General features: G+C 37.5%; 26 protein-coding genes. 18 read left to right on the plus strand and 8 right to left on the minus strand.

Annotated features, from left to right (window positions below; all coding sequences use genetic code 11):
• The 9 genes from ACE198_RS11025 to ACE198_RS11065 all read left to right on the plus strand — a co-directional run.
• A partial coding sequence (locus ACE198_RS11025; protein WP_375375619.1) for a hypothetical protein occupies positions 1-203 on the plus strand: 203 nt, incomplete at its 5' end.
• Between the two features lie 37 nt (positions 204-240).
• Positions 241-861: a transcriptional regulator CcpN gene (gene ccpN / locus ACE198_RS11030; protein ID WP_098575536.1), complete on the plus strand. Its 621-nt coding sequence runs from the start codon at positions 241-243 to the stop codon at positions 859-861.
• A 34-nt stretch (positions 862-895) separates the two neighbouring features.
• Positions 896-1,705, plus strand: coding sequence for a pyruvate, water dikinase regulatory protein (locus ACE198_RS11035; RefSeq protein WP_098575535.1), 810 nt, complete (start codon positions 896-898; stop codon positions 1,703-1,705).
• Positions 1,706-2,303: 598 nt separating this feature from the next.
• On the plus strand, positions 2,304-4,112 hold the full coding sequence (gene dnaG / locus ACE198_RS11040; protein ID WP_251457339.1) for a DNA primase: 1,809 nt from the start codon (positions 2,304-2,306) through the stop codon (positions 4,110-4,112).
• A gap of 42 nt (positions 4,113-4,154) precedes the next feature.
• Positions 4,155-5,285, plus strand: a complete 1,131-nt coding sequence (gene rpoD, locus ACE198_RS11045) for an RNA polymerase sigma factor RpoD (protein ID WP_098575532.1) — start codon at positions 4,155-4,157, stop codon at positions 5,283-5,285.
• A 378-nt stretch (positions 5,286-5,663) separates the two neighbouring features.
• Positions 5,664-6,803 carry an acyl-CoA dehydrogenase family protein gene (locus tag ACE198_RS11050; protein WP_375375620.1) on the plus strand — a complete coding sequence of 380 codons (1,140 nt, stop codon included), beginning with the start codon at positions 5,664-5,666 and terminating at the stop codon, positions 6,801-6,803.
• 196 nt (positions 6,804-6,999) lie between these two features.
• The gene (gene cccA, locus ACE198_RS11055; RefSeq protein ID WP_098575530.1) at positions 7,000-7,365 is read left to right on the plus strand and encodes a cytochrome c550; all 366 of its coding nucleotides are present in this window, start codon (positions 7,000-7,002) and stop codon (positions 7,363-7,365) included.
• A 74-nt stretch (positions 7,366-7,439) separates the two neighbouring features.
• Entirely contained in the window at positions 7,440-8,159 is a 720-nt protein-coding gene (locus ACE198_RS11060; RefSeq protein ID WP_251457334.1) for a tRNA (adenine(22)-N(1))-methyltransferase, read from the plus strand.
• Positions 8,146-9,261: a Nif3-like dinuclear metal center hexameric protein gene (locus ACE198_RS11065; protein WP_251457329.1), complete on the plus strand. Its 1,116-nt coding sequence runs from the start codon at positions 8,146-8,148 to the stop codon at positions 9,259-9,261. Before ACE198_RS11060 ends, ACE198_RS11065 begins: the two co-directional genes overlap by 14 nt.
• 49 nt (positions 9,262-9,310) lie before the next feature.
• Here ACE198_RS11065 and ACE198_RS11070 read toward each other — a convergent pair whose 3' ends face one another.
• Positions 9,311-10,252 carry a 4-hydroxy-3-methylbut-2-enyl diphosphate reductase gene (locus ACE198_RS11070; protein ID WP_251457326.1) on the minus strand — a complete coding sequence of 314 codons (942 nt, stop codon included), beginning with the start codon at positions 10,250-10,252 and terminating at the stop codon, positions 9,311-9,313.
• A 137-nt stretch (positions 10,253-10,389) separates the two neighbouring features.
• The gene (locus tag ACE198_RS11075; protein WP_251457323.1) at positions 10,390-11,049 is read right to left on the minus strand and encodes a YqfQ family protein; all 660 of its coding nucleotides are present in this window, start codon (positions 11,047-11,049) and stop codon (positions 10,390-10,392) included.
• Positions 11,050-11,301: 252 nt separating this feature from the next.
• Here ACE198_RS11075 and ACE198_RS11080 point away from each other — a divergent pair, with 252 nt between their 5' ends.
• Positions 11,302-12,618, plus strand: a complete 1,317-nt coding sequence (locus ACE198_RS11080) for a DEAD/DEAH box helicase (RefSeq protein WP_098575525.1) — start codon at positions 11,302-11,304, stop codon at positions 12,616-12,618.
• Between the two features lie 22 nt (positions 12,619-12,640).
• Positions 12,641-13,534 carry a deoxyribonuclease IV gene (locus tag ACE198_RS11085; protein WP_098575524.1) on the plus strand — a complete coding sequence of 298 codons (894 nt, stop codon included), beginning with the start codon at positions 12,641-12,643 and terminating at the stop codon, positions 13,532-13,534.
• A 29-nt stretch (positions 13,535-13,563) separates the two neighbouring features.
• Here the strand turns inward: ACE198_RS11085 and ACE198_RS11090 are convergent, their stop codons facing one another.
• Positions 13,564-13,821, minus strand: a complete 258-nt coding sequence (locus ACE198_RS11090) for a DUF2624 domain-containing protein (RefSeq protein WP_251457321.1) — start codon at positions 13,819-13,821, stop codon at positions 13,564-13,566.
• A gap of 171 nt (positions 13,822-13,992) precedes the next feature.
• Between ACE198_RS11090 and ACE198_RS11095 the strand changes: the two genes are divergently transcribed.
• From ACE198_RS11095 to zur, 3 genes are read left to right on the plus strand one after another with little or no spacing between them, the layout of a single operon-like run.
• Complete coding sequence (locus tag ACE198_RS11095; protein WP_251457318.1) at positions 13,993-14,766, plus strand: metal ABC transporter ATP-binding protein; 774 nt, start codon at positions 13,993-13,995, stop codon at positions 14,764-14,766.
• Positions 14,763-15,620 (plus strand): metal ABC transporter permease, encoded by an 858-nt coding sequence (locus ACE198_RS11100; protein WP_375375621.1) that lies wholly within the window; start codon positions 14,763-14,765, stop codon positions 15,618-15,620. The genes ACE198_RS11095 and ACE198_RS11100 overlap by 4 nt, the downstream gene beginning before the upstream one ends.
• Positions 15,610-16,020 carry a zinc uptake transcriptional repressor Zur gene (gene zur / locus ACE198_RS11105; protein ID WP_251457313.1) on the plus strand — a complete coding sequence of 137 codons (411 nt, stop codon included), beginning with the start codon at positions 15,610-15,612 and terminating at the stop codon, positions 16,018-16,020. Before ACE198_RS11100 ends, zur begins: the two co-directional genes overlap by 11 nt.
• A 44-nt stretch (positions 16,021-16,064) precedes the next feature.
• Here the strand turns inward: zur and ACE198_RS11110 are convergent, their stop codons facing one another.
• Positions 16,065-16,658, minus strand: a complete 594-nt coding sequence (locus ACE198_RS11110) for a 5' nucleotidase, NT5C type (protein WP_251457311.1) — start codon at positions 16,656-16,658, stop codon at positions 16,065-16,067.
• A 197-nt stretch (positions 16,659-16,855) separates the two neighbouring features.
• Between ACE198_RS11110 and ACE198_RS11115 the strand changes: the two genes are divergently transcribed.
• Positions 16,856-17,338, plus strand: a complete 483-nt coding sequence (locus ACE198_RS11115) for a DUF4190 domain-containing protein (protein WP_251457309.1) — start codon at positions 16,856-16,858, stop codon at positions 17,336-17,338.
• A 57-nt stretch (positions 17,339-17,395) separates the two neighbouring features.
• Here ACE198_RS11115 and ispG read toward each other — a convergent pair whose 3' ends face one another.
• From ispG to ACE198_RS11130, 3 genes are all read right to left on the minus strand, one after another.
• Positions 17,396-18,496: a flavodoxin-dependent (E)-4-hydroxy-3-methylbut-2-enyl-diphosphate synthase gene (ispG, locus tag ACE198_RS11120; RefSeq protein ID WP_180230196.1), complete on the minus strand. Its 1,101-nt coding sequence runs from the start codon at positions 18,494-18,496 to the stop codon at positions 17,396-17,398.
• A 117-nt stretch (positions 18,497-18,613) separates the two neighbouring features.
• Complete coding sequence (locus tag ACE198_RS11125; RefSeq protein ID WP_251457307.1) at positions 18,614-18,946, minus strand: hypothetical protein; 333 nt, start codon at positions 18,944-18,946, stop codon at positions 18,614-18,616.
• A gap of 97 nt (positions 18,947-19,043) precedes the next feature.
• Positions 19,044-19,817 (minus strand): DUF1189 domain-containing protein, encoded by a 774-nt coding sequence (locus tag ACE198_RS11130; RefSeq protein WP_251457304.1) that lies wholly within the window; start codon positions 19,815-19,817, stop codon positions 19,044-19,046.
• Positions 19,818-19,993: 176 nt separating this feature from the next.
• Between ACE198_RS11130 and ACE198_RS11135 the strand changes: the two genes are divergently transcribed.
• The gene (locus tag ACE198_RS11135; RefSeq protein WP_098575515.1) at positions 19,994-20,479 is read left to right on the plus strand and encodes a DUF456 domain-containing protein; all 486 of its coding nucleotides are present in this window, start codon (positions 19,994-19,996) and stop codon (positions 20,477-20,479) included.
• Positions 20,480-20,764: 285 nt separating this feature from the next.
• Here ACE198_RS11135 and ACE198_RS11140 read toward each other — a convergent pair whose 3' ends face one another.
• Positions 20,765-21,460: a Crp/Fnr family transcriptional regulator gene (locus tag ACE198_RS11140; RefSeq protein WP_375375622.1), complete on the minus strand. Its 696-nt coding sequence runs from the start codon at positions 21,458-21,460 to the stop codon at positions 20,765-20,767.
• Between the two features lie 347 nt (positions 21,461-21,807).
• Between ACE198_RS11140 and ACE198_RS11145 the strand changes: the two genes are divergently transcribed.
• Together ACE198_RS11145 and ACE198_RS11150 are read left to right on the plus strand one after the other, a co-directional pair.
• Positions 21,808-22,416 (plus strand): superoxide dismutase, encoded by a 609-nt coding sequence (locus ACE198_RS11145; protein WP_251457298.1) that lies wholly within the window; start codon positions 21,808-21,810, stop codon positions 22,414-22,416.
• Between the two features lie 100 nt (positions 22,417-22,516).
• The gene (locus tag ACE198_RS11150) at positions 22,517-23,746 is read left to right on the plus strand and encodes an MFS transporter (RefSeq protein ID WP_251457295.1); all 1,230 of its coding nucleotides are present in this window, start codon (positions 22,517-22,519) and stop codon (positions 23,744-23,746) included.
• Positions 23,747-23,903 lie beyond the last annotated feature (157 nt).

A 23,903-nucleotide genomic window follows, 5' to 3' on the forward strand; every position in this document is an offset into this window, starting at 1 on the left:
GGCTCCCCGAACCGCCCGCGGAAAGCGAAGCCGCCTGGAACGGAAATCAACAGACTAGTTTAATGAGCCAAACAAAAAAGACTGTCGATTTAAAACCCGAAATCCTTCGGATTTGTCGACAGTCTGAACTCGCCAATTGGCGAGTTTTCTTAATAGATTCAATAGTATATAATATTTCTAATAAAGTAAGTATCTTGAGATAAAAACCTTTCTAAATGGGAAACTAAGGTGGTGTGAACAATCGAACTAACCAAACGGCAAGAACATATTTTGCAAATTGTAAAAGAAAACGGGCCTATCACAGGGGAACATATTGCAGAGCAACTAAGTTTGACTAGGGCGACGCTTAGACCGGATCTTGCCATTCTGACGATGGCAGGTTATTTAGATGCAAGGCCCCGTGTAGGTTATTTTTATACTGGGAAATCAGGGACACAGCTTTTAACCGAAAATTTACAAAAAATATACGTGAAGGAATATCAGTCTATCCCTGTTGTGGTGAATGAAAATATTTCCGTTTATGATGCCATCTGTACGATGTTCCTGGAAGATGTGGGAACCTTATTTGTAGTAGATCAAAACACCATTCTTGTTGGAGTATTATCCAGAAAGGATTTGCTCCGTGCTAGTATAGGGAAGCAAGAACTAACCACCATTCCTGTTAATATTATAATGACAAGAATGCCTAATATCACTATGTGTGAACGAGAAGATTTATTAATTGATATCGCTAAGAAATTAATTGAAAAACAAATCGATGCACTTCCAGTGGTTCGGAAAACAGAAAATGGATTTGAGGTTATCGGAAGAATAACCAAAACAAGTATTACCAAAGCGTTCGTCGCACTGGGTGATGAGTAACAAAGATAATATGTTAAGGGGTTGTTGAGGGAGAATGAGTTCGCCAATTATTTATGTCGTATCCGATTCAGTGGGGGAAACAGCTGAATTAGTTACAAAAGCAGCAATAAGCCAATTCAATGGCTCAGGAATGATATTAAAACGATTCCCATATGTGGAAGATAAGGAACATATTGATGAAGTTCTTTCACTGGTTTTATTAGATAAAGCAATGGTTGCATTTACGCTGGTCAAACCTGAAATGCGTACATATATTAAGAATAGAACTGAACAGGAAGGGATTTTAGCTGTCGATCTAATTGGTCCAATTATGGATCAGATTCAACAGTTTAGTGGAAAAACACCTTTATGTGAACCAGGACTTGTTCGAAAATTGGATGAAGATTATTTTAAAAAAGTCGAAGCAATCGAATTTGCCGTTAAATATGATGATGGTCGTGACCCGAGAGGAATATTAAAAGCAGATATTGTATTAATAGGGGTTTCAAGGACTTCAAAAACACCACTTTCACAGTACTTAGCTCATAAAAGATTAAAGGTAGCAAATGTCCCGCTTGTACCAGAAGTGGATCCGCCAGAAGAACTCTATAGAGTTCCAATCGAGAAATGTTTTGGTTTGAAAATAAGTCCTGAAAAGTTAAACCATATCAGAAGGGAACGGTTAATTTCTTTAGGCTTAAATGATAAGGCAAGTTATGCTACGCTCGACAGGATTAAAGCGGAATTAATCTTTTTTGAGAAAGTAGTACAGAAAATAAATTGCCCAGTTATTGATGTTACCAATAAAGCGGTTGAAGAAACGGCAAATGTTATCTTAAATTATTTTCATAAAGGGAGAGTCTAGCACATAATCATTTGATTATGTGTTTTCTACTGATAGAAAGTGGAATAATAATGATAAAAAGTTATGGTAAAATGATAATAAATGTACTATAATAAAAAATTGTGATAAAAATATATCTTTTTAGGTTTAGACTTGCTTATGAACGAATAAACTATTTATTGTTAGATGTCAAGGGGACCCCCTAAAAAGAATTCGACATAACTCCTTTTGCAAAAGTTATTTCTTAAAGAAGGAATATGCGGAGTAATGTAGAATTAATACTTATGTAAACGGCAATTCGACTATTTATGCCGGTGTAGATTCATGCCCGGATTAAACGGAGATTGTCGAAATAGTGTTGGTGTTTAGTCCTCATATTCTTTTTGCTGCTTTCTACGTTCATCATATGAAAGAAGAAAACTCTACATATACAAACTGGAAATATGTTGATGTGCACAAGCAAGAAAAAGGGGGATTTATGGAAAGGAACCAAAACTTTTTCAAACAGAAGAGCGTGAAAAATTTAAGACAGAATTAAATTCCAAAAATTTTGTCGAATTTTGCAGGAATTAAGAGGGTGCCTGCCGAATACCTGATAGACCAAATGGAGTTGTTTTACATGGCAGAACGTATTGCCGAAGAAAAGATTAATCAAATTCGTCAGTCTGTTGATATTGTCGAAGTAATCAGCGATTATGTTCAACTGAAAAAGCAGGGGCGAAATTACTTCGGATTATGTCCATTCCATGGAGAAAGCACCCCGTCATTTTCTGTATCTATTGATAAACAAATTTTCCATTGCTTTGGTTGCGGCGCTGGTGGTAATGTCTTTTCATTTCTAATGGAGCTAGAAGGGATCTCCTTCCAAGAAGCAGCCATAAAACTAGCTGCAAAGGCTAATATAGACCTTGAAATCAATTTGTCTGGCGGATATGGTGAGAAAAAGTTTTCGGAAGAGCACCAAGCATTTTTAGGTGCTCATGAGCTGTTACAGAAATTTTACCATCATTTGCTAGTAAATACAAAAGAAGGTCAACATGCTTTGGAATATTTGCTTCAGAGGGGATTCACTCGAGAATCAATAGATAAGTTTCAAATTGGGTATTCTTTAAATTCATGGGATTATGTTTTTAAGTTTCTTTCAAAAAGAGATTTTCCGCCTGAATGGATGGAGAAAGCCGGATTAATTATCAAACGTGAAAGAGATGGGACTTATTTCGATCGATTTAGGGATCGGATTATGTTTCCGATTTTTGACCGAAACGGCAATACGATTGCTTTTTCAGGAAGAACACTTGGGGCCGACGAGCCCAAATATTTAAATAGTCCTGAAACGCCAATCTTTAATAAAAGTAAAATTTTATACAATTACCATAATGCGAAGCCAAGTTTAAAAAAATCGCAATTTGCTGTTTTATTTGAGGGATTTGCTGATGTTATTTCTGCAAATCGCGCTGGTGTGGAAAATGGTATAGCCACGATGGGGACTTCCTTGACAGATGAACATATAGCCCTCTTACGGCAAAATGTCCAATCCGTAACCATTTGCTACGATTCTGATAAACCCGGAATTGAGGCAGCCTATCGTGCTGGAAACCATCTTAGTAATGGTGGATTTCAAGTAAAGGTTGCGATGATGCCAGATGGAATGGACCCAGATGAATATATTAAAAAGAATGGTCCCGAAAAATTCCGAAATGAGGTTATTAGTGCAAGTCTAACGTGGATGGCGTTCAAATTTCTTTACTTTCGCAGGGGGAAAAATCTGCAAATTGAAGGAGATAGACTTGCATATATCGAAGTGTTAATAAAGGAAATCAGCACTTTGAATAAAGCAGTTGAAAGGGATCACTATTTACGTCAACTTGCCGCTGAATTCTCACTCTCACTTGATGCTTTAAAACAGCAGCAAAAGGAGATATTCTTCGCAGAAAAAAGAAAATCAACTGGAAGTAAGCAACCTGCAAATAAGCCTATTTTAGTCCCAAAGCAAGATAGCAAACTTAAGCCAAAGCATTATACAGCAGAGAGACGATTAATTGCTCACATGTTAAAGGATCGAGATGTGGCTTATAAGGTGCAGGATTTGTTACAGGGTAATACGTTTAATATTGATGAACATCAGGCAATAATAACCTATCTGTTAGCATTTTATGAAGAACATTTCCAGTCTGATTCAAGTGCGTTTTTGTCCTATATTCAAGATGATAATCTCAGACGAATGGTTGCAAACATTGAAATGATGCCCATTAACGATGAGTTAACAAATCATGAATTAAGTGATTATATCAAACAGGTGTTGAATTATCAAAAATTGTTAAAGATAAAAGAAAAAGAAGTGGAACAAAAAGAAGCAGAGCGGCAAAGTGATTTTAGTAAAGCTGCTGCAATTGCAATGGAAATTCTTCAATTGCGTAAATCTCTATAGATTCCATTTTTACTGTCTTTGATTCTGGAAGGAGTGGGACATATGGCTGCTGAAAAATCAGCCCGTTCAAAAGAAGTGGAAAATGAATTCACTTTTGAACAAGTGAAAGACCAGTTAACGGTACTGGGGAAGAAAACCGGCGTCCTTGCCTATGATGATATTGCTGAGAAATTGGCTAACTATGAATTAGATTCTCACCAAATGGAAGAATTTTTTGAGTTCCTCGGTGACCAAGGTATTGAACTAGTTGGCGATAGTGAAGAGGAAGATCCAAATCCTAAGCAATTGGCAAAAGGTGATGATGATGAATTTGATTTAAACGATCTTAGCGTTCCTCCTGGAGTTAAGATTAATGATCCGGTTCGTATGTATCTAAAAGAAATCGGCCGGGTTGACCTGCTTTCCGCTGATGAAGAAAAAAAATTGGCTCTCCGTATTGAACAAGGTGATGAAGAAGCCAAGCGACGCCTTGCAGAGGCAAACCTAAGGCTGGTAGTAAGTATTGCCAAGCGTTATGTGGGCCGCGGAATGTTGTTCCTTGATTTAATCCAAGAAGGAAATATGGGATTAATTAAGGCCGTTGAAAAATTTGATTATCAAAAAGGTTTTAAATTCAGTACTTATGCAACCTGGTGGATTCGCCAAGCGATTACACGTGCAATTGCTGACCAAGCGAGGACGATTCGTATTCCTGTGCATATGGTTGAAACGATTAATAAATTAATCCGTGTTCAGCGTCAGTTACTTCAGGATCTTGGCCGTGAACCAACACCAGAAGAAATTGGTGAAGATATGGATCTCACACCTGATAAGGTTAGAGAAATTTTGAAAATCGCCCAAGAGCCTGTATCACTTGAAACACCAATTGGTGAAGAAGATGATTCCCATCTAGGTGATTTTATTGAGGACCAAGATGCAACCTCTCCTTCAGAACATGCTGCTTATGAATTATTAAAAGAGCAGTTGGAAGATGTCCTAGATACACTTACTGACAGAGAAGAAAATGTCCTCCGCCTGCGTTTTGGACTGGATGATGGCCGAACTCGTACACTTGAAGAGGTTGGTAAAGTCTTCGGTGTTACACGGGAACGTATCCGTCAAATTGAAGCTAAGGCATTAAGGAAATTACGCCATCCTAGCCGCAGTAAGCGATTAAAAGATTTCTTAGAATAAAATTCATTAATAAATAGTTTACTTCATCATTTGAAGTAGGCTATTTTTTTTGCCAAGCATACGTAATATCATAAATGGAAATGTAAGCACTTTCTGTATTTGAATCCATTTTACTGAATTGTCTCTCATTTTGCAAATAGACATGAGAATTTCCTGACATGGTTTTTTATCTTTTACTTTTGTAAAAAAGAGATAGAATTTGTTTTCCATTAACAGAATAGTGAAATATTTTAGTTATCCGTTATCATTGATTGAATTTTTATTATATCCATATAATAGAATATTTTTTAAAATTTTTAAGTATTGTGAAATAAAGATAATTCCTCTTATAATAGTAAAGAAAGCGCATTCATTTGGTTTTTGATAAGGGGGATGAACATGAATTTTGACTTAACTTCTGAGCAGGAAATGATAAAGAGAACAATGCGTCAATTTGCGGAAGAGGAAGTCGCACCAAGTGCGATTGAGCGCGACCGAAATAAACAATTTCCAGTAGAAATATTTAAAAAATTAGCTGAAATGGGCATTATGGGACTGCCTTTTCCTGAGGAATTCGGCGGGGGAGGAGCAGATACAGTCAGCTTTGCGATTGTAACCGAAGAGCTAAGCCGAGCATGCGGCTCGACAGGGATTACCTATTCTGCTCATATTTCTTTAGGAGGGGCACCACTAAATTTATTTGGCACCAAGGAGCAAAAGTTAAAATATCTAACTCCGATTTGTACTGGGGAATCATTTGGTGCGTTTGGGCTTACAGAGCCTAACGCTGGATCTGATGCTGGCGGGACTAGAACATCTGCACGTGAAGAAGACGGTATGTTTGTCATAAACGGAAATAAATGTTTTATTACAAATGCTAGTTATGCCAAGCACCTATCGTTAACGGCCATTACAGGAGAAAAGGACGGAAAAAAAGAAATAAGTGCAATTATTGTTCCAACTAGTACAGATGGATTCTCTATTATTGATAACTATGAGAAAATGGGCCTGCATTCATCAAATACAACCGAATTAGTGTTAGAGGATGTACGAGTGCCTGTTGAGAACCTTTTAGGCAAGCGTGGAGAGGGTTTTAAACAGTTTTTAATAACGTTAGACGGTGGTCGTATAGGAATTGGTGCGATGGCTGTAGGAATTGCTCAGGGGGCTTATGAAAAAGCTTTAGCCTATGCAAAGGAAAGGAGACAGTTTGGGAAGTCTATTTCCTCTTTCCAAGCTATACAGTTTAAGCTTGCTGATATGGCCATGAAGATCGAATTGGCCCGGAATATGGTGTATAAGGCAGCCTGGTTAAAGGATCAGGGAAGACCATTTTCAAAGGAGTCAGCAATGTGTAAACTCTATGCATCAGAAATTTGCATGGAAGTGACTGACCAAGCTGTTCAAATTCATGGCGGTTATGGTTATATGAAAGAATATCATGTGGAGCGAATGATGAGAGATGCAAAGCTGCTTGAAATTGGCGAAGGTACTTCAGAGGTCCAAAGAATGGTCATTTCAAGGTTAATTGGATGTTAATAAGATAAAAGAGTGAAATTTAGAACAGGCTAAATTAGAAAATTTTACAAATTTAGCCTGTTTTCTTTTTTTTATGAAGATTATAGTGATAAAATAAGTTTAGGGCTTTTCCTTCTGTTCTTTTTCGAGTAAAATAGTAGTTGTTTGCAGACTATTTTCATATTTACTGACGTTCGTACATAAGGGAGGTAATATCATGAAGCGAAATCCGGTTATTCCTTACGTTCTTATCATGGCTTTTGGAATTGTGCTGATGCTAATTTTGTCTTTCAAAGGTCTTGGTGATAGTAAAGAAATTGCGAAGGATAAAGGAGAAGGCACTGAGAAAACTGAGGTTGCCGCATCAAAGCCTGAGGACATTTACAAGCAATCTTGTATTGGTTGTCATGGCGATCAGTACCAAGGGGTTGTAGGACCATCACTTAAAGGTGTAGGCAGCAAGTATTCTAAAGAAGAAATTATGACCTTTGTAACAAAAGGTAAGGGTACAGGTATGCCAGCAGGACTTGTTCCAGAAGAACAAGCAGCTGCAATGGCAGACTGGTTAGCAACAATAAAATAAGTAAAAAAGGTCCTTTGCATCTGTAAAGGACTTTTTTTATACTATATAAATTACATATAAAAGTGGTGGTATGATTGAATACAGATAAATTATCAGCTAGGTTAGCAGCGGTTGCCAAATATGTCCCAAGTGGGGCGAGGGTTGCTGATATTGGCTCAGACCATGCATATTTACCTTGTTTCCTAGCGAAAAACAAAGGGATATCATTTGGAATTGCAGGTGAAGTTGCAGTAGGTCCATTTCAATTAGCTGAAAGAAATGTATTAGCAGAAGGATTGACGGATATCATTTCGGTGCGAATGGGTGATGGTCTAGAGGTTATTGAAGATGGAGAAGTCGATTGTATTACTATCGCTGGTATGGGCGGGGCTTTAATTGCGAGTATTTTAGAGAATGGTAAAGAAAAGTTAACCTCAGTCAAGCGCCTTGTCTTACAGCCCAATATTAATGCTATTTCCATTAGGCAATGGTTTATAGAAAATCATTGGGAGCTTATTGCGGAAGAAATACTTGAAGAAGATGGGAAAATATACGAAATATTAATCGGAGAAAAGGGCGACCCGTATAAGCCGTATAATAAAAATCAAGATTTAGGGCTATTAGTTGGACCTTTCCTTGTTGAAGAACTGGATGAGACTTTTAAGAAAAAATGGACGGCAGAACTGAATAACTGGAAACGTATATATAAGGCACTAGAAAATGCAGCACAATCTCCTGAAACGGAAGATAAAAAGCAAGAAATTATTGGCAAAATTCAGCTTGTAAAGGAGGTTTTAATGGATGAAAATTCCTAATGGCCATGAAGTCATTCAATTGTTTGAACAGTTTTCACCAAAAGGATTGGCGATGGAGGGTGATAAGATTGGATTACAAGTCGGTCGTTTAAATAAAAAAGTAGAGCGAATCATGATTGCACTCGATGTCCTTGAAAATGTTATCGATGAGGCGATTGCAAAAGATGTCCAACTCATTATCGCTCATCATCCGATTATTTATCGTCCCCTTAAGAATTTATTAACGGAATCCGTTCAGGGGAAAATCATTGAAAAATTATTGAAACACGATATTGCTGTTTACGCAGCGCATACGAATCTTGACATAGCAACAGGCGGGGTAAATGATCTGCTTGCAGAAGCACTAGAGCTGGAAAGTACAGAGGTTCTAGTACCTACATTCGAAACTAATCTTAAGAAATTAGTTGTTTTTGTTCCAGTCAGTCATGCAGAGGATCTCAGGAAGGTTCTTGGAAATGCAGGTGCAGGATTTATTGGGAACTACAGCCATTGTTCATTTTCCGGAAGTGGTACGGGACGATTCTTACCAGGAGAAAATACGACTCCATTTCTTGGTGAAACAGGCCGTTTAGAAGAAGTGGAGGAAGTGAGGATTGAGACGATTGTCCCAGAATCTATTCTCAAAAAGACAATAACGGCCATGATCAAAGCCCATCCATATGAAGAAGTGGCCTATGATGTCTATCCACTTGAAAACAAAGGAGAAGTACTCGGTCTTGGACGTATCGGAAAAGTTCCTGAAATGACATTAGAAGAATTTGCGGAAAAAGTTAAAAAGACATTAGAAGTTTCTCATGTCCGAGTGGTTGGGGATTTGTCTTCAAAAGTTAAAAAGGTAGCTGTGTTAGGCGGAGATGGAAATAAATACTTTATGAATGCCAAGTTTCAAGGGGCAGATGTATATGTTACGGGGGATATTTATTATCACACCGCACATGATGCAATGATGCAAGGCTTGAATATGATTGATCCAGGTCATAATGTTGAAAAAGTAATGAAAAAAGGGTTAACAACAGTTCTACAGAAGATGTGCCATGATTCAGGTTTTGAAGTGGAGATTTTTCCTTCTGCTGAAAATACCGATCCATTCCAATTTATATAAAAGAAAAGAACCGGTCATGTAGACTCGGTTCTTTCGATTATTTTTAGGTTTATAATTTTTTTACCTTTGGGAGAATTCTGCTCAGCTGAACTTTTTTGCGGCGGTCCCATGTAACTTCATTATTTGGATCAAATTGCTCCAGGAATGTAATAACTTCTTTTGTTATTGGTGTCGGAGTGGAAGCTCCTGATGTGACGGCAACGTTTTTCGCGTTTTTAATCCAATCAATTTCTAACTCGGTTATATCAGCAATTCGATACGCTTTTGTTCCGGCGATTTCTTCTGAAACTTGTGCAAGACGATTGGAATTATTACTCTTCGGATCACCGACAACAATCGTTACATCTGCTTCTGTTGCTTGTTCAGCAACTGCTTCTTGGCGAATTTGTGTTGCATGGCAAATTTCATTATAGACTTCAACATGTGGATATTTTTCCTGAACTTTTTTCATCGTATCGGATACATCCCATTGACTCATTGTTGTCTGATTAGTGACTAACAATTTGTTACTGTCAATTGTTAAGAGCTCTACATCTTGTGGAGTTTCAACCAAATGTACCATTTCAGGTGCGACCCCAACGGCGCCCTCAGGCTCAGGATGGCCTTTTTTTCCTATATAGATGACTTGATATCCTTGTTTTGTTTTTTCTTCAATTAGATCATGGGTTCTAGTTACATCTGGACAGGTAGCGTCTATCGTTACTAGTCCTTTCTTTTTAGCTAACTCTCTTACTTCAGGCGATATTCCATGGGCCGTAAATATTACGGTTCCTGTGTCTACTTTATCGAGAATATCCTTGCGATTTTTTCCATCTAGGGTAATAATCCCTTCTTCCTCGAACGCATCAGTAACATGTTTATTGTGAACAATCATCCCTAATATGTATATAGGGCGAGGCAATGTTTTATCTAAAGCGGCATTACGTGCAATTACCATTGCATCAACAACACCGTAGCAATAGCCTCGTGGTGAAATTTTGATGATTTGCATATTAAAAGTCCCCCTAAAAAAGACATTGATTCATAGTTTTATGTATTTATTATATAAAACTAATAGATATAATACAAAGATACATTTTTCCTTAACAGTTTTAGGAAAAAAAGAATGCTGTTGCCAGCATCCTTCATTTAAATATACATTTTAGGAATGGAAGATCCCTTTTGGGAAGAAGTTTTTCGTGAAGAAACTGGCTGTTGATGGTTCTTGCGTTTGACCTTTTTTTGGGTACTTTTATTTTCAGATACGTCATGAGAAGATGATTCTTCTGAGGCTGCTTCGGTTTGTTGGCTATTTTTGTCTGAGGCCGCATCCGTATCCTTTGTGGCATTTTTAAATCCTTTATAAATTTTCCACATGGCAGGGAGATTTTTAATCATTGGTCCATATTGTTGGACCATTGGACCGAGGGATTGGGCTGTTTTTAGTACCTGCTGGGTATTATTTAACATGCTTGTTAAGCCGCCGGGGCTACTTAACGATTGAAGCAGACCTCCACCTCCGGATGCAGCTTTGCCAGCTGATTGCATTCCCATAAAGCCGCCTGCTTGGTTGCTTCTTCCAAATAATTTCGAAAGAATTCCACCGCCCCGTGTATTCATCTGATTCGGTCTTCCCATCATTTGTCCCATCATTGGGTTGAATCCTCCTCCAAATTGGTTGGATGAGGGCCCCATCATTGGGCTCCTGCTGCCAAAAGGGTTAAATCCGGGATTCATCATCTGATTATTCCGCCCGAATGGCCCAGGTCCCATTCCCCCTTGCATTGGCATTCTAGATCTTGGTTGCATATCTTAGCCTCCTTTCAAATTGCCTCATGCTTTAAATTATGCATTTATCCTAATTTGGTTTAGGTATTATGCACAGGACAAAGACTAAATTTAGTTGTTTAAAAGTTAGCAGAAGGTAGAAAATGATATTAAAATGAAAGATAACTGGAGTTTTGAAGGAATATTGACTATAATTGCATGATGGAATAAAAAGTGTTAATCATGCTGAAATAAGAAAAACTAATTCAAAGTTTTAATATAAGGAGAAACAATATGAAAGAAAATCGTTTTGATCGTTTTACGTTTCAACCATTTATTATAGAAGCTATTAAAGGATTCGGTTTTACCAATCCGACTGAAATTCAAGAGCGCATGATCCCGGTTGCTTTAAAGGGAGAAAGTGCAATTGGCCAATCTCAAACAGGGACGGGGAAAACCCTCGCTTTTGTCCTGCCTATTCTTGAAAAAATTGATCCGAAACGCTCGGAAGTACAGGCTGTCATAACTGCACCTACCAGAGAACTAGCCTCGCAAATTTACCATCAAATTCTAAAAATAACCGAACACTGCAACCCAGAGCAAGCGATAATGACTAGATGCTACATTGGGGGAACAGACAAGCAGCGAACAATTGAAAAATTAAAAGTCCAACCACATATTGTTGTCGGGACTCCTGGAAGAATCAAGGACCTGATGAGTGATAAGGCGTTATTTGTTCATACTGCGGAAATACTGGTGGTCGATGAAGCAGACATGATGTTAGACATGGGATTTATTGAGGATTTGGACAGAGTGGCTGGAAAAATGCCTGAAAATCTGCAAATGCTTGTTTTCTCAGCAACAATCCCTGAAAAATTAAAACCTTTCCTTAAAAAGTATATGGAAAATCCGAAAACAATTCAAATTGAACCGAAAAGAAGGTCAGCAGAAAATCTAGAGCACTACCTCCTTCCTTCAAGACATCGGAGTAAGAAGCAGCTGGTTCATGATGCACTTGTTGCTTACAATCCCTATTTAGCGATTGTGTTTACAAATACTAAAAAAATGGCTGAAGAGGTCGCTTACTTTTTAAATGAAAAAGGATTAAAGGTTGGCCGAGTTCATGGTGATTTAAACCCGCGTGAACGAAAACAAATGATGAAACAAATACAGGATTTAGAGTACCAATATATAGTTGCGACGGACCTTGCTTCACGAGGAATTGATATTGAAGGGATCAGCCATATCATCAATTATGAGCTTCCTACAGACTTAGATTTTTATATCCATCGCGTCGGGCGAACTGCTCGTGCCGGATATTCTGGGATTGCACTGACAATCTATGAAGCATCAGATGAGGATGCGTTAAATCGATTAGAGAAAATGGGGATACAATTTAATTACGTTGATCTTAAAAATAACGAACTTGTGAAAATTGATGAGCGTAATAAGCGGAAGACCCGTGTAAGACAAGAGGATAAGGCCGATCAAAAAGCCAAATCAATGGTAAAGAAACCAACCAAAGTGAAGCCTGGTTATAAAAAGAAAATGCAGTGGGAAATGGATAAAATAAAAAAACGAGAACGAAGAATCGAACAAAGAAAAAAATAATGGAAGCAGGGAGAGAAAAGTCATGCTGAAATTAGGATCGCATGTATCAATGAGTGGAAAGGGCATGCTTCTTGCAGCAAGTGAAGAAGCAGTTTCCTATGGTGCAAACACGTTTATGGTTTATACAGGAGCACCGCAAAATACAAGAAGAAAAAAAATAGAGGACCTTAATATTGAAGCTGGACGCAGACATATGGAGCAAAACGGTATTTCTGAAATTATTGTCCATGCTCCATATATCATCAATATTGGAAACACAACTAACCCAGATACATTTGAATTGGGTGTCAGGTTTCTTCGATCAGAAATTGAACGAACCGAAGCAATCGGAGCAAAGCAAATTGTCTTACATCCAGGAGCACATGTTAGTGCTGGAACGGAAGCGGGCATTAAAAAAATTATCGAAGGATTAAACGAAGTTCTAACAGGGAAAGAGCAAGTGCAAATTGCCTTGGAAACGATGGCAGGGAAGGGCTCTGAATGTGGTAAATCGTTCGAGGAAATAGCCATGATTATGGACGGTGTCAACTATAGTGATAAGCTATCCGTTTGCTTTGATACTTGTCATACCCATGATGCGGGTTATAATATTGTCGAGGATTTCGATGGAGTTTTAAATGATTTTGATAAAATTATTGGCGTGGACAAACTGAAGGTCTTGCATATTAATGATAGTAAGAATGCTGTCGGGATGAGAAAGGACAGACATGAAAATATCGGTTTTGGCCATATCGGCTTCAAGGCACTTAATTATATCGTCCACCATCCACAACTTTCAGATGTTCCTAAAATTTTAGAAACTCCATTTGTGGGTGAAGATAAGAATAATAAAAAAGCACCCTATAAATATGAAATCAATATGCTTCGTGAGCAGAAGTTTGATGAGAATTTGCTGAATCTAATCATGGAATCATAAGGAAAAAAGCTGTGAGAAGTCACAGCTTTTTACTTTTTGGCCAGTTGCATAAATAATTTATTTACTTCTCGCGCGGTTGTAGGACCAGCAGTTTTGGCAATTTCTTTTACTAATTGAGCCCTTTGTGAATCATCAAAAATATTAACATTTTTCCCTCTTAAGTATTCCGCAATTTTCGCAGCTTGCTGCTTAGTCACAGAGATATTAAACTGTTCTGCATATTTTAGCAGTTCTTCAGCGGTTATCGTATTGATTTTATGATTGATGATGCTCTGAAAAATTGTCACACTCACCACTCCTCACCTTAATGTATGATGAAGTTCCCAGAGTGTGATTACAGATTTTTTGAAACAACTAACTAACTTTAGTGTTATTGGCTTTACAATCAATCAGACCTATTGTATACTACTTGAGTTAAATCGGAATGATTCTTATAATTAAAAGGTGATGTGCAATTTATGCAATCAATTATTGAAATAAAAAAACTTTTTTACCGTTATGAAAAAGATGCGGTTTTGGAGGATATCAATATTATTGTTCCTCATGGTTCTTTCTTAGCGATTGTCGGGCCTAATGGTTCTGGTAAATCAACACTTTTGAAGTTAATCTTAGGTTTATTAAAGCCGCAAAAAGGGGAAATTTATTTATTTGGCCAGGAAATTAATAAATTTAAGGATTGGCAAAAAATTGGCTATGTTTCTCAAAAGGCTAATTCCTTCAACACTGGTTTTCCGGCAACTGTATCGGAAGTGGTCGAGAGTGGTTTGACGAAAAAGCTAGGAATGTTTAAGTTTTTTAAAAAGGAGCATGCTCAAAAAGTTCGCGATGCCTTGGATGCAGTTGGGATGACTAAGTTCAGTAACAGAAATATTGGCGAACTCTCTGGAGGTCAACAACAAAGAGTTTTTATTGCCCGAGCCCTAGTTAGTGAACCGAGCCTCCTTATTCTTGATGAACCCACCGTAGGCGTAGATGCGGAGAATGTAAGTAATTTTTATCAAATGCTTGGTGAATTAAATAAAAATCGTGAAATTACCCTTCTATTGGTTACACATGATATTGGAACAATCTCGGATAAAGTTTCACATGTAGCCTGCTTAAATAAACATTTGCATTTTCATGGAGAAACAAACGAATTTGAACAACTCCGAGCGGATGATATGTCTAAAGCCTATGGGCACGATGTTCACCTGCTAGCCCATCATCATGAGCACGGAGGCGTTATAAGATGATTCAAGGAATTTTCCATTATGAATTTTTACAAAATGCCTTTTTAACTGGGATGATGATCGGGATTATTGCCCCGTTATTAGGAGTGTTTGTTGTTGTCAGGAGATTATCATTAATAGCAGATGCCCTAAGCCATGTAACATTAGCCGGGATAGCAGCTAGTTTGCTTGTAGAAAGAAATGTGGCCATGATGGCGGGTTTAAATCCACTGTACTTAGGAATGGTTTTTTCAGTGGGAGGATCACTATTCATTGAGAAACTAAGAAGTGTTTATAAGCACTACCAAGAACTTGCGATTCCAATTATCCTTTCGAGCGGGATTGGCTTAGGTGTCATATTTATCTCACTTGCCAATGGCTTTAATACTGACTTATTCAGTTATTTGTTCGGCAGTGTCTCCGCCGTTAGCAGAACTGATTTATGGGTCGTGTTTATAATTGGAATTTTAGTGATTCTGGTGATTATCTTATTATATAAAGAACTGTTTTTACTTTCTTTTGATGAGGAACATGCCAAAGCCTCCGGTATTGCAGCAAAAAGTATTCATTTCATTTTTATTGTCATGGTAGCCTTGGTGATCGCGGCATCGATGAGAATTGTTGGGATTTTGTTGGTGTCATCACTAATGACATTACCTGTTGCTGCCAGCATTCGGATCGCGAGAGGATTTAAGCAAACCATTTTCTTATCTGTTTTGTTTGGCGAAGTTTCAGTTCTAGGCGGCTTGTTTACAGCTTACTACCTAGATTTGGCTCCCGGAGGAACAATCGTAATGATTGCCGTTCTCATCTTAATTATCTCCATCTTTTACAAAAAATTATTAATTCATAAGGGGGGGCAGCCTGGTGAACGTTGATGAAGCGATACAATATTTAAAAGAAAAGGGATTTAAACAAACAGGTAAAAGAGAAGATATGCTGCAATTGTTTGCAGAAAGTGATAAATATTTAACGGCTAAGGACGTATTGGATCACCTCAAAGATGATTACCCTGGTCTGAGTTTTGATACGATATATCGGAATCTCTCTTTATTTGTTAATATGGGAATTCTAGAGATGACTGAATTATCAGGTGAAAAGCACTTCCGTTTTTCTTGTTCAAGGCAGCACCATCATCATCATTTCATTTGTTTGACTTGTGGAAAAACGAAAGAAATTGATACCTGCCCAATGCAAGATCTAAGTGAAAATTTAAAAGGATACGACATTTCCGGTCATAAATTCGAGATTTACGGTCTTTGTCCTGAGTGTCATTAAAAAACAGCTTGTGAAATTCACAAGCTGTTTTTTTATAGGTATTGTTAGAACGTTTGTACCAATGGGCGACTTTCCTTCATCCAATGTTCTACCCAATTCTTTGCTTCATTCCAGTTATTAACACGAATTACCCCATTTGGAATGGGGTCTTGATTATACGGCGTATCAAATAAAATGACTGGGATCTTACACTCTTCATGTATCATAACCGCATTATCATGCTTATCCTCAAAAAAGATATCTAAGCGATGCTTTTTAACGGATGCGACTTTGTCATGTGAGCCAATTAATTCAATGTGATCAAAGGTTAAGCCATTATTAATAAACCATTTAATGGTAATATCAAGCAAATGAGAACTGCGAGCACTGATAAAAAACAATTCATGCTGATTTTCCCATTTTTTAAGGACATGTTCTGCTCCATTCGCAAGTGGGGAATTGGCGTAAATAACCGGTTCGTTTGCTGTAAACCATTCAGCAAACACCTTTTCAGAGACATTTACGTATGGAGTATATTCATATTGGGTAACGTCCTCATACGATATGTTCAGTCCAAATGCTTTATTAATAACAGGTAGGATGGATGATTTTGGGCACGTTACGGTTCCATCGATATCGATACCAAATCTTTTTTTCATGTGTAGACTCACTTTCCTATTTCTTTTCCGTATTTCTTTATATTTTACCAAAGTATTGGGTTCAATAAAGTAACTATTTACAATTAATTTTTTAAGAATAGAAATAAAAAACTATTTTAGGCAAACATTGACATACTAAAATTGATTCTAAAGCAAACAATAATTAATGCTCCTATTACTGAAAGTGAGGGATTAGGATGGCAGACGAAAGAGACACGAAAGTGCAAGAGGCTCTTCAAAGCTCAACAATTGGTCAAGATATACCCAATTCTCCTGCTTCATTTAGGGAGGAAACCGCATCAGAATTTACTGAACCTATTAAGGCTCACTACACTTTGAAAAAAGATGAGTCTACGCCAAGGATTGGTGCTTCGGTTCCGATACATTCTTCTGAATATAGGGAAGAGACAGCTGCAGAGATTGCTGCACCTGCTCCCCTTGTTCGCAGAAAGGAACACGATGGGGTAAGGGAAAAAGCTGCTGGTGGTACTGGTATCGGGACGCTTGCGTTAGTGCTTTCGATTTTATCACTATTTGTTATGCCAATACTTTTTGGTGCTGCAGGGATTGTGTTAGGCTTCGTTGCCAGAAGAAGAGGAGCCAATGGTTTAGGTGCTTGGGCAATTGGTATCGGTGCAATTTCAATTGTAATCGGTATCTTTATTCTCCCGTTCTTTTAATGTAAACCTGCAGAGGAGCAAAAAGAAACCCGGTGATTTATACCGGGTTTCTTCGTGTTATTGAATGACCTTTTCTTCTTCTGCTTTTTTTTGGAAGTACTCCTCGGCAATTTGATCGATTTCCTTTTTCAATTCCTCTACTAATTGCGCTTCAGGAACTTTGCGGACAATCTCACCCTTCCTGAATAGTAACCCTTCACCACGAGCACCAGCAATTCCAATATCAGCTTCGCGTGCCTCGCCAGGACCGTTAACAGCACAGCCTAATACCGCTACTTTAATCGGTGCTTTAATTTTTTCAATGTATTCTTCCACTTCATTTGCAATACTGATTAAATCAATTTCAATCCGGCCGCAAGTCGGGCATGAGATCAATGTGGCAGCGTTAGAAGAAAGTCCAAAAACTTTTAACAGTTCTCTGGCAACCTTTACTTCTTGAACAGGATCCGCGCTTAAGGAAACGCGAAGTGTGTTCCCGATCCCTTTGTGTAAAATAGCACCTAAACCAGCGGCGCTTTTTATACTGCCAGCAAAAAGAGTGCCTGATTCCGTAATCCCAAGATGGAGGGGATAATCGAATGCTCGAGATGCCTTTTCATACGCTTCAATCGCAAGATTAACATCAGATGCTTTCATGGATACAATAATGTCATGAAAATCTAAATCCTCAAGAATTTTAATATGGTGGAGTGCACTCTCAACCATGCCATCGGCTGTTGGATAACCATATTTCTCTAATATTCTCTTCTCGAGCGAACCTGCATTGACACCAATCCGGATTGGAATACCACGTTCTTTTGCAGCCTTTACAACTGCTTCTACCTTTTCACGTTTACCAATATTTCCTGGATTGATTCTAATTTTATCTGCTCCGCCTTCAATAGCTTTCAGAGCCAATTTATAATCAAAATGAATGTCAACGACAAGTGGTATGTTAATTCTTTTCTTAATTTCAGATATAGCATTTGCCGCGCGTTCATCAGGACAAGCCACCCGCACGATCTGGCAGCCCGCTTCTTCAAGACGTTTTATTTCAGCAACAGTTGCTTCCACATCATGTGTTTTTGTTGTAGTCATACTTTGGATAAATAATTCGTTACTCCCGCCAATTGTTAAGTTACCTACTTTAATTGGCCGGGTCTTTGTGCGATGTATTATTTCACTCACGTGTAATTCGCTCCTTCAAAATGGGATTCGAATATGGTATTAAAAAACAATCCGCCTTTTATTTTATCAGCCTTTCACTATTTTTGACAATAATAAGCATTATCCTCTTTATTTTGAGTAATCAGGGAAATGATATGTAGAGCCAATTTGAATTTTTTCTGGTGTTTCCCCGGGGTTTAGTTTTCGGAAGTCCTGAATTAAGTCAGTGATCGAGACAGGAAGTGGTTTATCCAGTTGATGTTCGACAATTGATATTACGGTTGCTCCGGGTTCCACTTTTGCTTCAAAGGAAGGCAGGTCTGATTTCACCTGCAGTTTGGGTGCCTCGACTTTAGCGTCGACCTGCTGTGTTAGTGAAGAGGGGAGAGTACCAACAGTTAAGTCAATATAGATGACGTATATAATTAAAACGGCTAATAAGAAACCAAATAATTTTTTCATCGGACAAGCCTCCAAATAGGACAGTTTGTACATTGGTATGCTTGTCCAATGGTAAAAAGAACGAGTTTATAAAAAAAACGCCCGCAATGGGCGAATTTTAGTTTACTTTTTTGGGTTTCGGAATTTCCTTTATTGCTAAAGATAATACAATGATTACGACAAACCAATTTATCATAAAGCTGCTGGGAACCGTTGTTTTAATCGCAGCCATGATGGTGAAAAACAGGGTGGGCAACGTTTCACTGTATGCGGCCATTCTCCACAACTGCCGGTAATTAAGATTTCTTCCAAAAAGATTTTTAAGTAACAATCCTATCAATGCCAATACTGTGACTTCAATAAAACTGCCAGCACTTGCAAATAAGTAAATAAATAATGCTCCAACAGGGATGATGATCCATTTCATACCGCTAATTCCGTTAATAAAATTGACGAAGTCACCCTTTGTGATGGCTAATCCTTCTAACATTGAATAGGGATATGTTTCAACTCTGCCCCCTGCTGCAAATACAAATTGATCCTCCAATAATGCAAAAGCGTTACCTTCATCCTCAACATCAGTATCAGAAACAGCACCTGTTGGGTCGAGAATGATTGTAAAGTCATCTCTATTTATCGTAATTGGAACCTTGGTATCCGCAGTTAAATGTCCATCTTCAATAGAAAAATCAGGTAATTTATCATTGATAATTGTATCTGCACTTTCCAGTCCAGTGGTAACAGCTGTGCTTAAATAAATAACGGAAGGGAGAATCGAAATAAAAGTTAAGAAAAAGACATATAGAATTGTCTTTCCAATTCCTTGAAACCGAAACAAGGCAATATCCTTTGGGGAATAGATACTTTTATAAAGTTGTTTAAAAATATTCATAATGACCACCTTTACACATAAATACAAATAAATGCTTCAGCATCTATTGTATCTTTAGTAAGGGTTATATACAAGAATGATACCATTTATAAAAAATTTGAAACCGTTCATAAGATTATTCGTATGAAGGAATGTATACATGTAATAATATCAACAAGTTATGAGGGATGAGTAGAATGGAAATGGTATATTGGGGTATCGTCATATTATTATTTATCGTCGCGTTTGTAGGTCTTGTTTATCCAATCATTCCAAGTGTATTGTTTTTATTAGCTGGGTTTTTATTATATGGTGTGTTTTTTAGTTTTGAACCCTTTCGATGGTATTTTTGGTTGATACAAGGTTTGTTTATCGTCCTTCTTTTTATTGCTGATTACATTGCCAATATGATTGGAATTAAAAAATATGGTGGTTCTAAGGCGGGTGTCTGGGGGAGTACGATTGGAATTTTGGTTGGCCCGTTTGTTATTCCTTTTTTAGGAATTCTCATTGGTCCATTTATCGGGGCCATAGCAGCAGAATTAATTTTTAACAAAAGAAGTTTCACGGAGAGCCTAAAAGTTGGATTTGGGTCAGTGATTGGCTTCATAAGTAGTGTTATCACGAAAACTATTATTCAAATCATCATGGTCATCTTTTTTTTCATCGTCGTACTTAAATAGAAAAAAGCCATGCCATGCTTTAGAGATCATTAATGATTTTATAACCCTGTTGATTGTAGTGGAAGGCGGCGAAGACTCCTGCGGGAGTACGGGGCAGGGTAGACCCCGCAGACGCTGAAAGCGGCGAGGAGGCTCCCCGGCACGCCCGCGGAAAGCGAAGCCGCCTGGAACGGAAATCAACAGACTAGTTTAATGTAGCCAAACAAAAAAGACTGTCGATTTAAAACCCGAAATCCTTCGGATTTGATGACAGTCTGAAAAGCCACCTAGGTGGCTTTTTTTCAATTAATTCAATCCACAAATTTCAAAGGAGCAGTTTTGGCAGTCGACTTCTTCTTTTAAGTTGTTTAGTTTTTTTACGGTAAACTTCTGATTATCATAGGAGATAATCTTCTTTTCGCGCAGATCTTTTAATGAGCGTTGAATTACTTCACGTGTTCCAAATGTTAAATTAGCCAGTTCCTGATGTGTTAATGGAAGGTCAATTAGAATACCTTCTTCTGTTTTTATCCCATATGAATTGCATAAGCGAATAAGGATCGAATATAAACCGCCTTTTTTTCCATTCATAATGAGGTCCTGACATTTCATCTGTGCTTTTAAATAACCTGTACTTAACCATGTAACAAAAGAATTCATTGCCTCAGGGTCTGTTAAAATGAAATCTTCAAATTGCTCTTTTCTTATTAGTATCATTTCACAATCAGTTAGTGTTTTTGCGTAAAATTGATAATGAGGATTTTCCTTGAAAAGTTGGTACTCTACAATTAATTCTTGATCGTTTAAGATTTTTAAGATAAAATCTTTGCCGCGTAAATGAACTCTTCCAATTGAAATGCTCCCTTTAAGTAATAAATAAACATACTGAGCAGCATCTTTTTCTTGAAAAAGGATTGAACCGGCTTTTATTTTTTGAATAGGTTCTTTTTTTTGAAAAAAGGCAACTAATAAATTATATATAGAAGAACGGTTTAATTGCATAGAAAATCACTCCTTATCTACCACTTCCCTTTGATTTAAATAGATAATTTATTAAGTGTCAATATGGCTATTACAGGATTTAGAAGTGACAAAAGTTGGATATGACAAAAATCGTTGACAGATTGCCCTTTAGGTAAAAGGTGACAATTTTTCGAAAAATTACGAATGGATGGGCTTCAATACATATTTTTGAATAATATCCAACTGAACGGGAATGGTAAATATGTTAAGAACCTAAGCATTTTATTTGATACAAATAACCAACTTTGGTATCTTAAGGAGGAAAGCTTTAGAAATATTCGAAATTCTAAAGCCGATAAAATCACTTATACATAGGAGGAATTAAAATGGCATTTGAATTACCACAATTACCTTATGCAGAAAACGCACTTGAACCACATATTGACAAAGAAACTATGAATATTCACCACACAAGACACCATAACACATATGTAACAAATTTAAATAACGCTTTAGCTGGTAATGAAGAATTACTTTCTAAATCAGTTGAAGAAGTTATTGCTAATTTGGATGCGGTTCCAGAGGCTGTTCGTACAGCAGTTCGTAACAATGGCGGCGGACACGCTAACCATTCTTTATTCTGGCAAATCCTTTCTCCAAATGGCGGCGGTGCACCAACAGGTGAATTAGCTGACGCAATCAGCAGTAAATTTGGCAGCTTCGAAAACTTTAAAGAAGAATTTGCTAAAGCAGCAACTACTCGTTTCGGATCTGGTTGGGCATGGTTATCTGTAAACAATGGTGAGTTAGAAGTTTCTAGTACACCAAACCAAGATTCTCCATTAATGGAAGGCAAAACTCCAATTCTAGGTCTTGATGTTTGGGAGCATGCTTACTACTTAAACTATCAAAACAAACGCCCAGACTATATTTCCGCTTTCTGGAATGTAGTAAATTGGGATGAAGTTTCAAACCGCTACAGCCAAGCTAAATAATAATGATAATGAAAAAAGGCAGCCCAAGGGTTGTCTTTTTTTGTGAATAAGAAAAACTAGCTTGTTAAAGACTACCCATAAGATAAAAGGGGAGTTTTTGATGGCAAAAAAAATTAAGATTCTGGGTGATGTTACACTTACAAAAGATTTATTACTATTGCTGGTTATTGGAGGGCTATACTCATTAAGTATTGCTTTGTCTAACACCTTTGTTAATATTTATCTTTGGAAACAGACGGGGAAATACTCGGATATCGCCTTCTTTAACCTTTCGACCGTGATTCTACAATTGCTGACATTTATCTTAGCAGGACGATGGGCGAAAAAAATTGACAGGGTAATTGTGCTTAGGATTGGGGTTATTTTTTTAGCTTTATTTTATGTATTGGTTTTAGTGTTTGGTACAAATGCTTCAACCTATTTACTTCTTTTAGGAAGTTTTTTAGGAGTAGGGTATGGTTTTTATTGGCTTGCCTACAATGTATTAACATTTGAAATAACTGAACCAGATACTCGAGATTTTTTTAATGGTTTTTTAGGGATATTATCATCTGCAGGGGGGATGATTGGCCCCATCGCTGCAGGTATCATTATTACCAAATTTGAAAAATATACTGGCTACACGATTGTTTTTGGACTATCACTTGCTTTATTTGCACTGGCGGTTTTTATGAGTTTTTCATTGAAACCACGACCGTCATCAGGCAGTTATTGCTTCATGAAAATTGTAAATGAAAGAAAACAAAATGAAAATTGGCGTTTAATTACAAATGCTAACTTCTTTCAGGGCTTGAGGGAAGGTACCTTTGCCTTTGTTATCTCTGTTTTTGTTTACCTTTCAACGGGAAGTGAAATGTCTCTTGGGACATTCGGTCTTCTTAATTCAGGAGTATCATTCGTAGCGTATTATTTTGCTTCACGTTTAATAAAACAAAAAAATCGAAAAAAAGCCATTCTTATTGGAGGGATTATTTTATATGCATCTGTTCTGTTAATTGTTTGGGACGTTAGTTTTGTCAAATTACTTATCTATGGCGGGATGATTGCAATCGCTTATCCGCTTTTACTCGTGCCATATATGTCGACTACATACGATGTTATTGGAACCGGATGGAAGGCTGCGGAAATGAGAATTGAATATATTGTTGTTCGTGAAATATACTTGAATCTGGGCAGGATCATTTCTATCGTATCTTTTTTAGTTGGTATCACTTGGTTCAAAGCTGAGAACAGTATTCCCATTCTCCTTCTCATTTTAGGTGCGGGGCACTCATGCATCTATTTTTTTCTTAAAAGGGTACACTTACCAGCCCCGGAATGCGTTGAGTAAATTATTTACTCAACGCCATTTTTTTCATTGGCATTATTACCTTATAAATTGGTAAGGGTTTTTCATAGAAAAAAGCAGACTTATCCTATAAAATAGAGAAAGTTAAGCTTAAGCCGTGAAAAAGGAAGTGTTTTTACCCCTTGAATAATAAAAAGAA

It is taken from the genome of Neobacillus sp. KR4-4, assembly GCF_042136325.1.
In the GTDB taxonomy this organism is placed as follows: Bacteria; Bacillota; Bacilli; order Bacillales; family Cytobacillaceae; genus Neobacillus.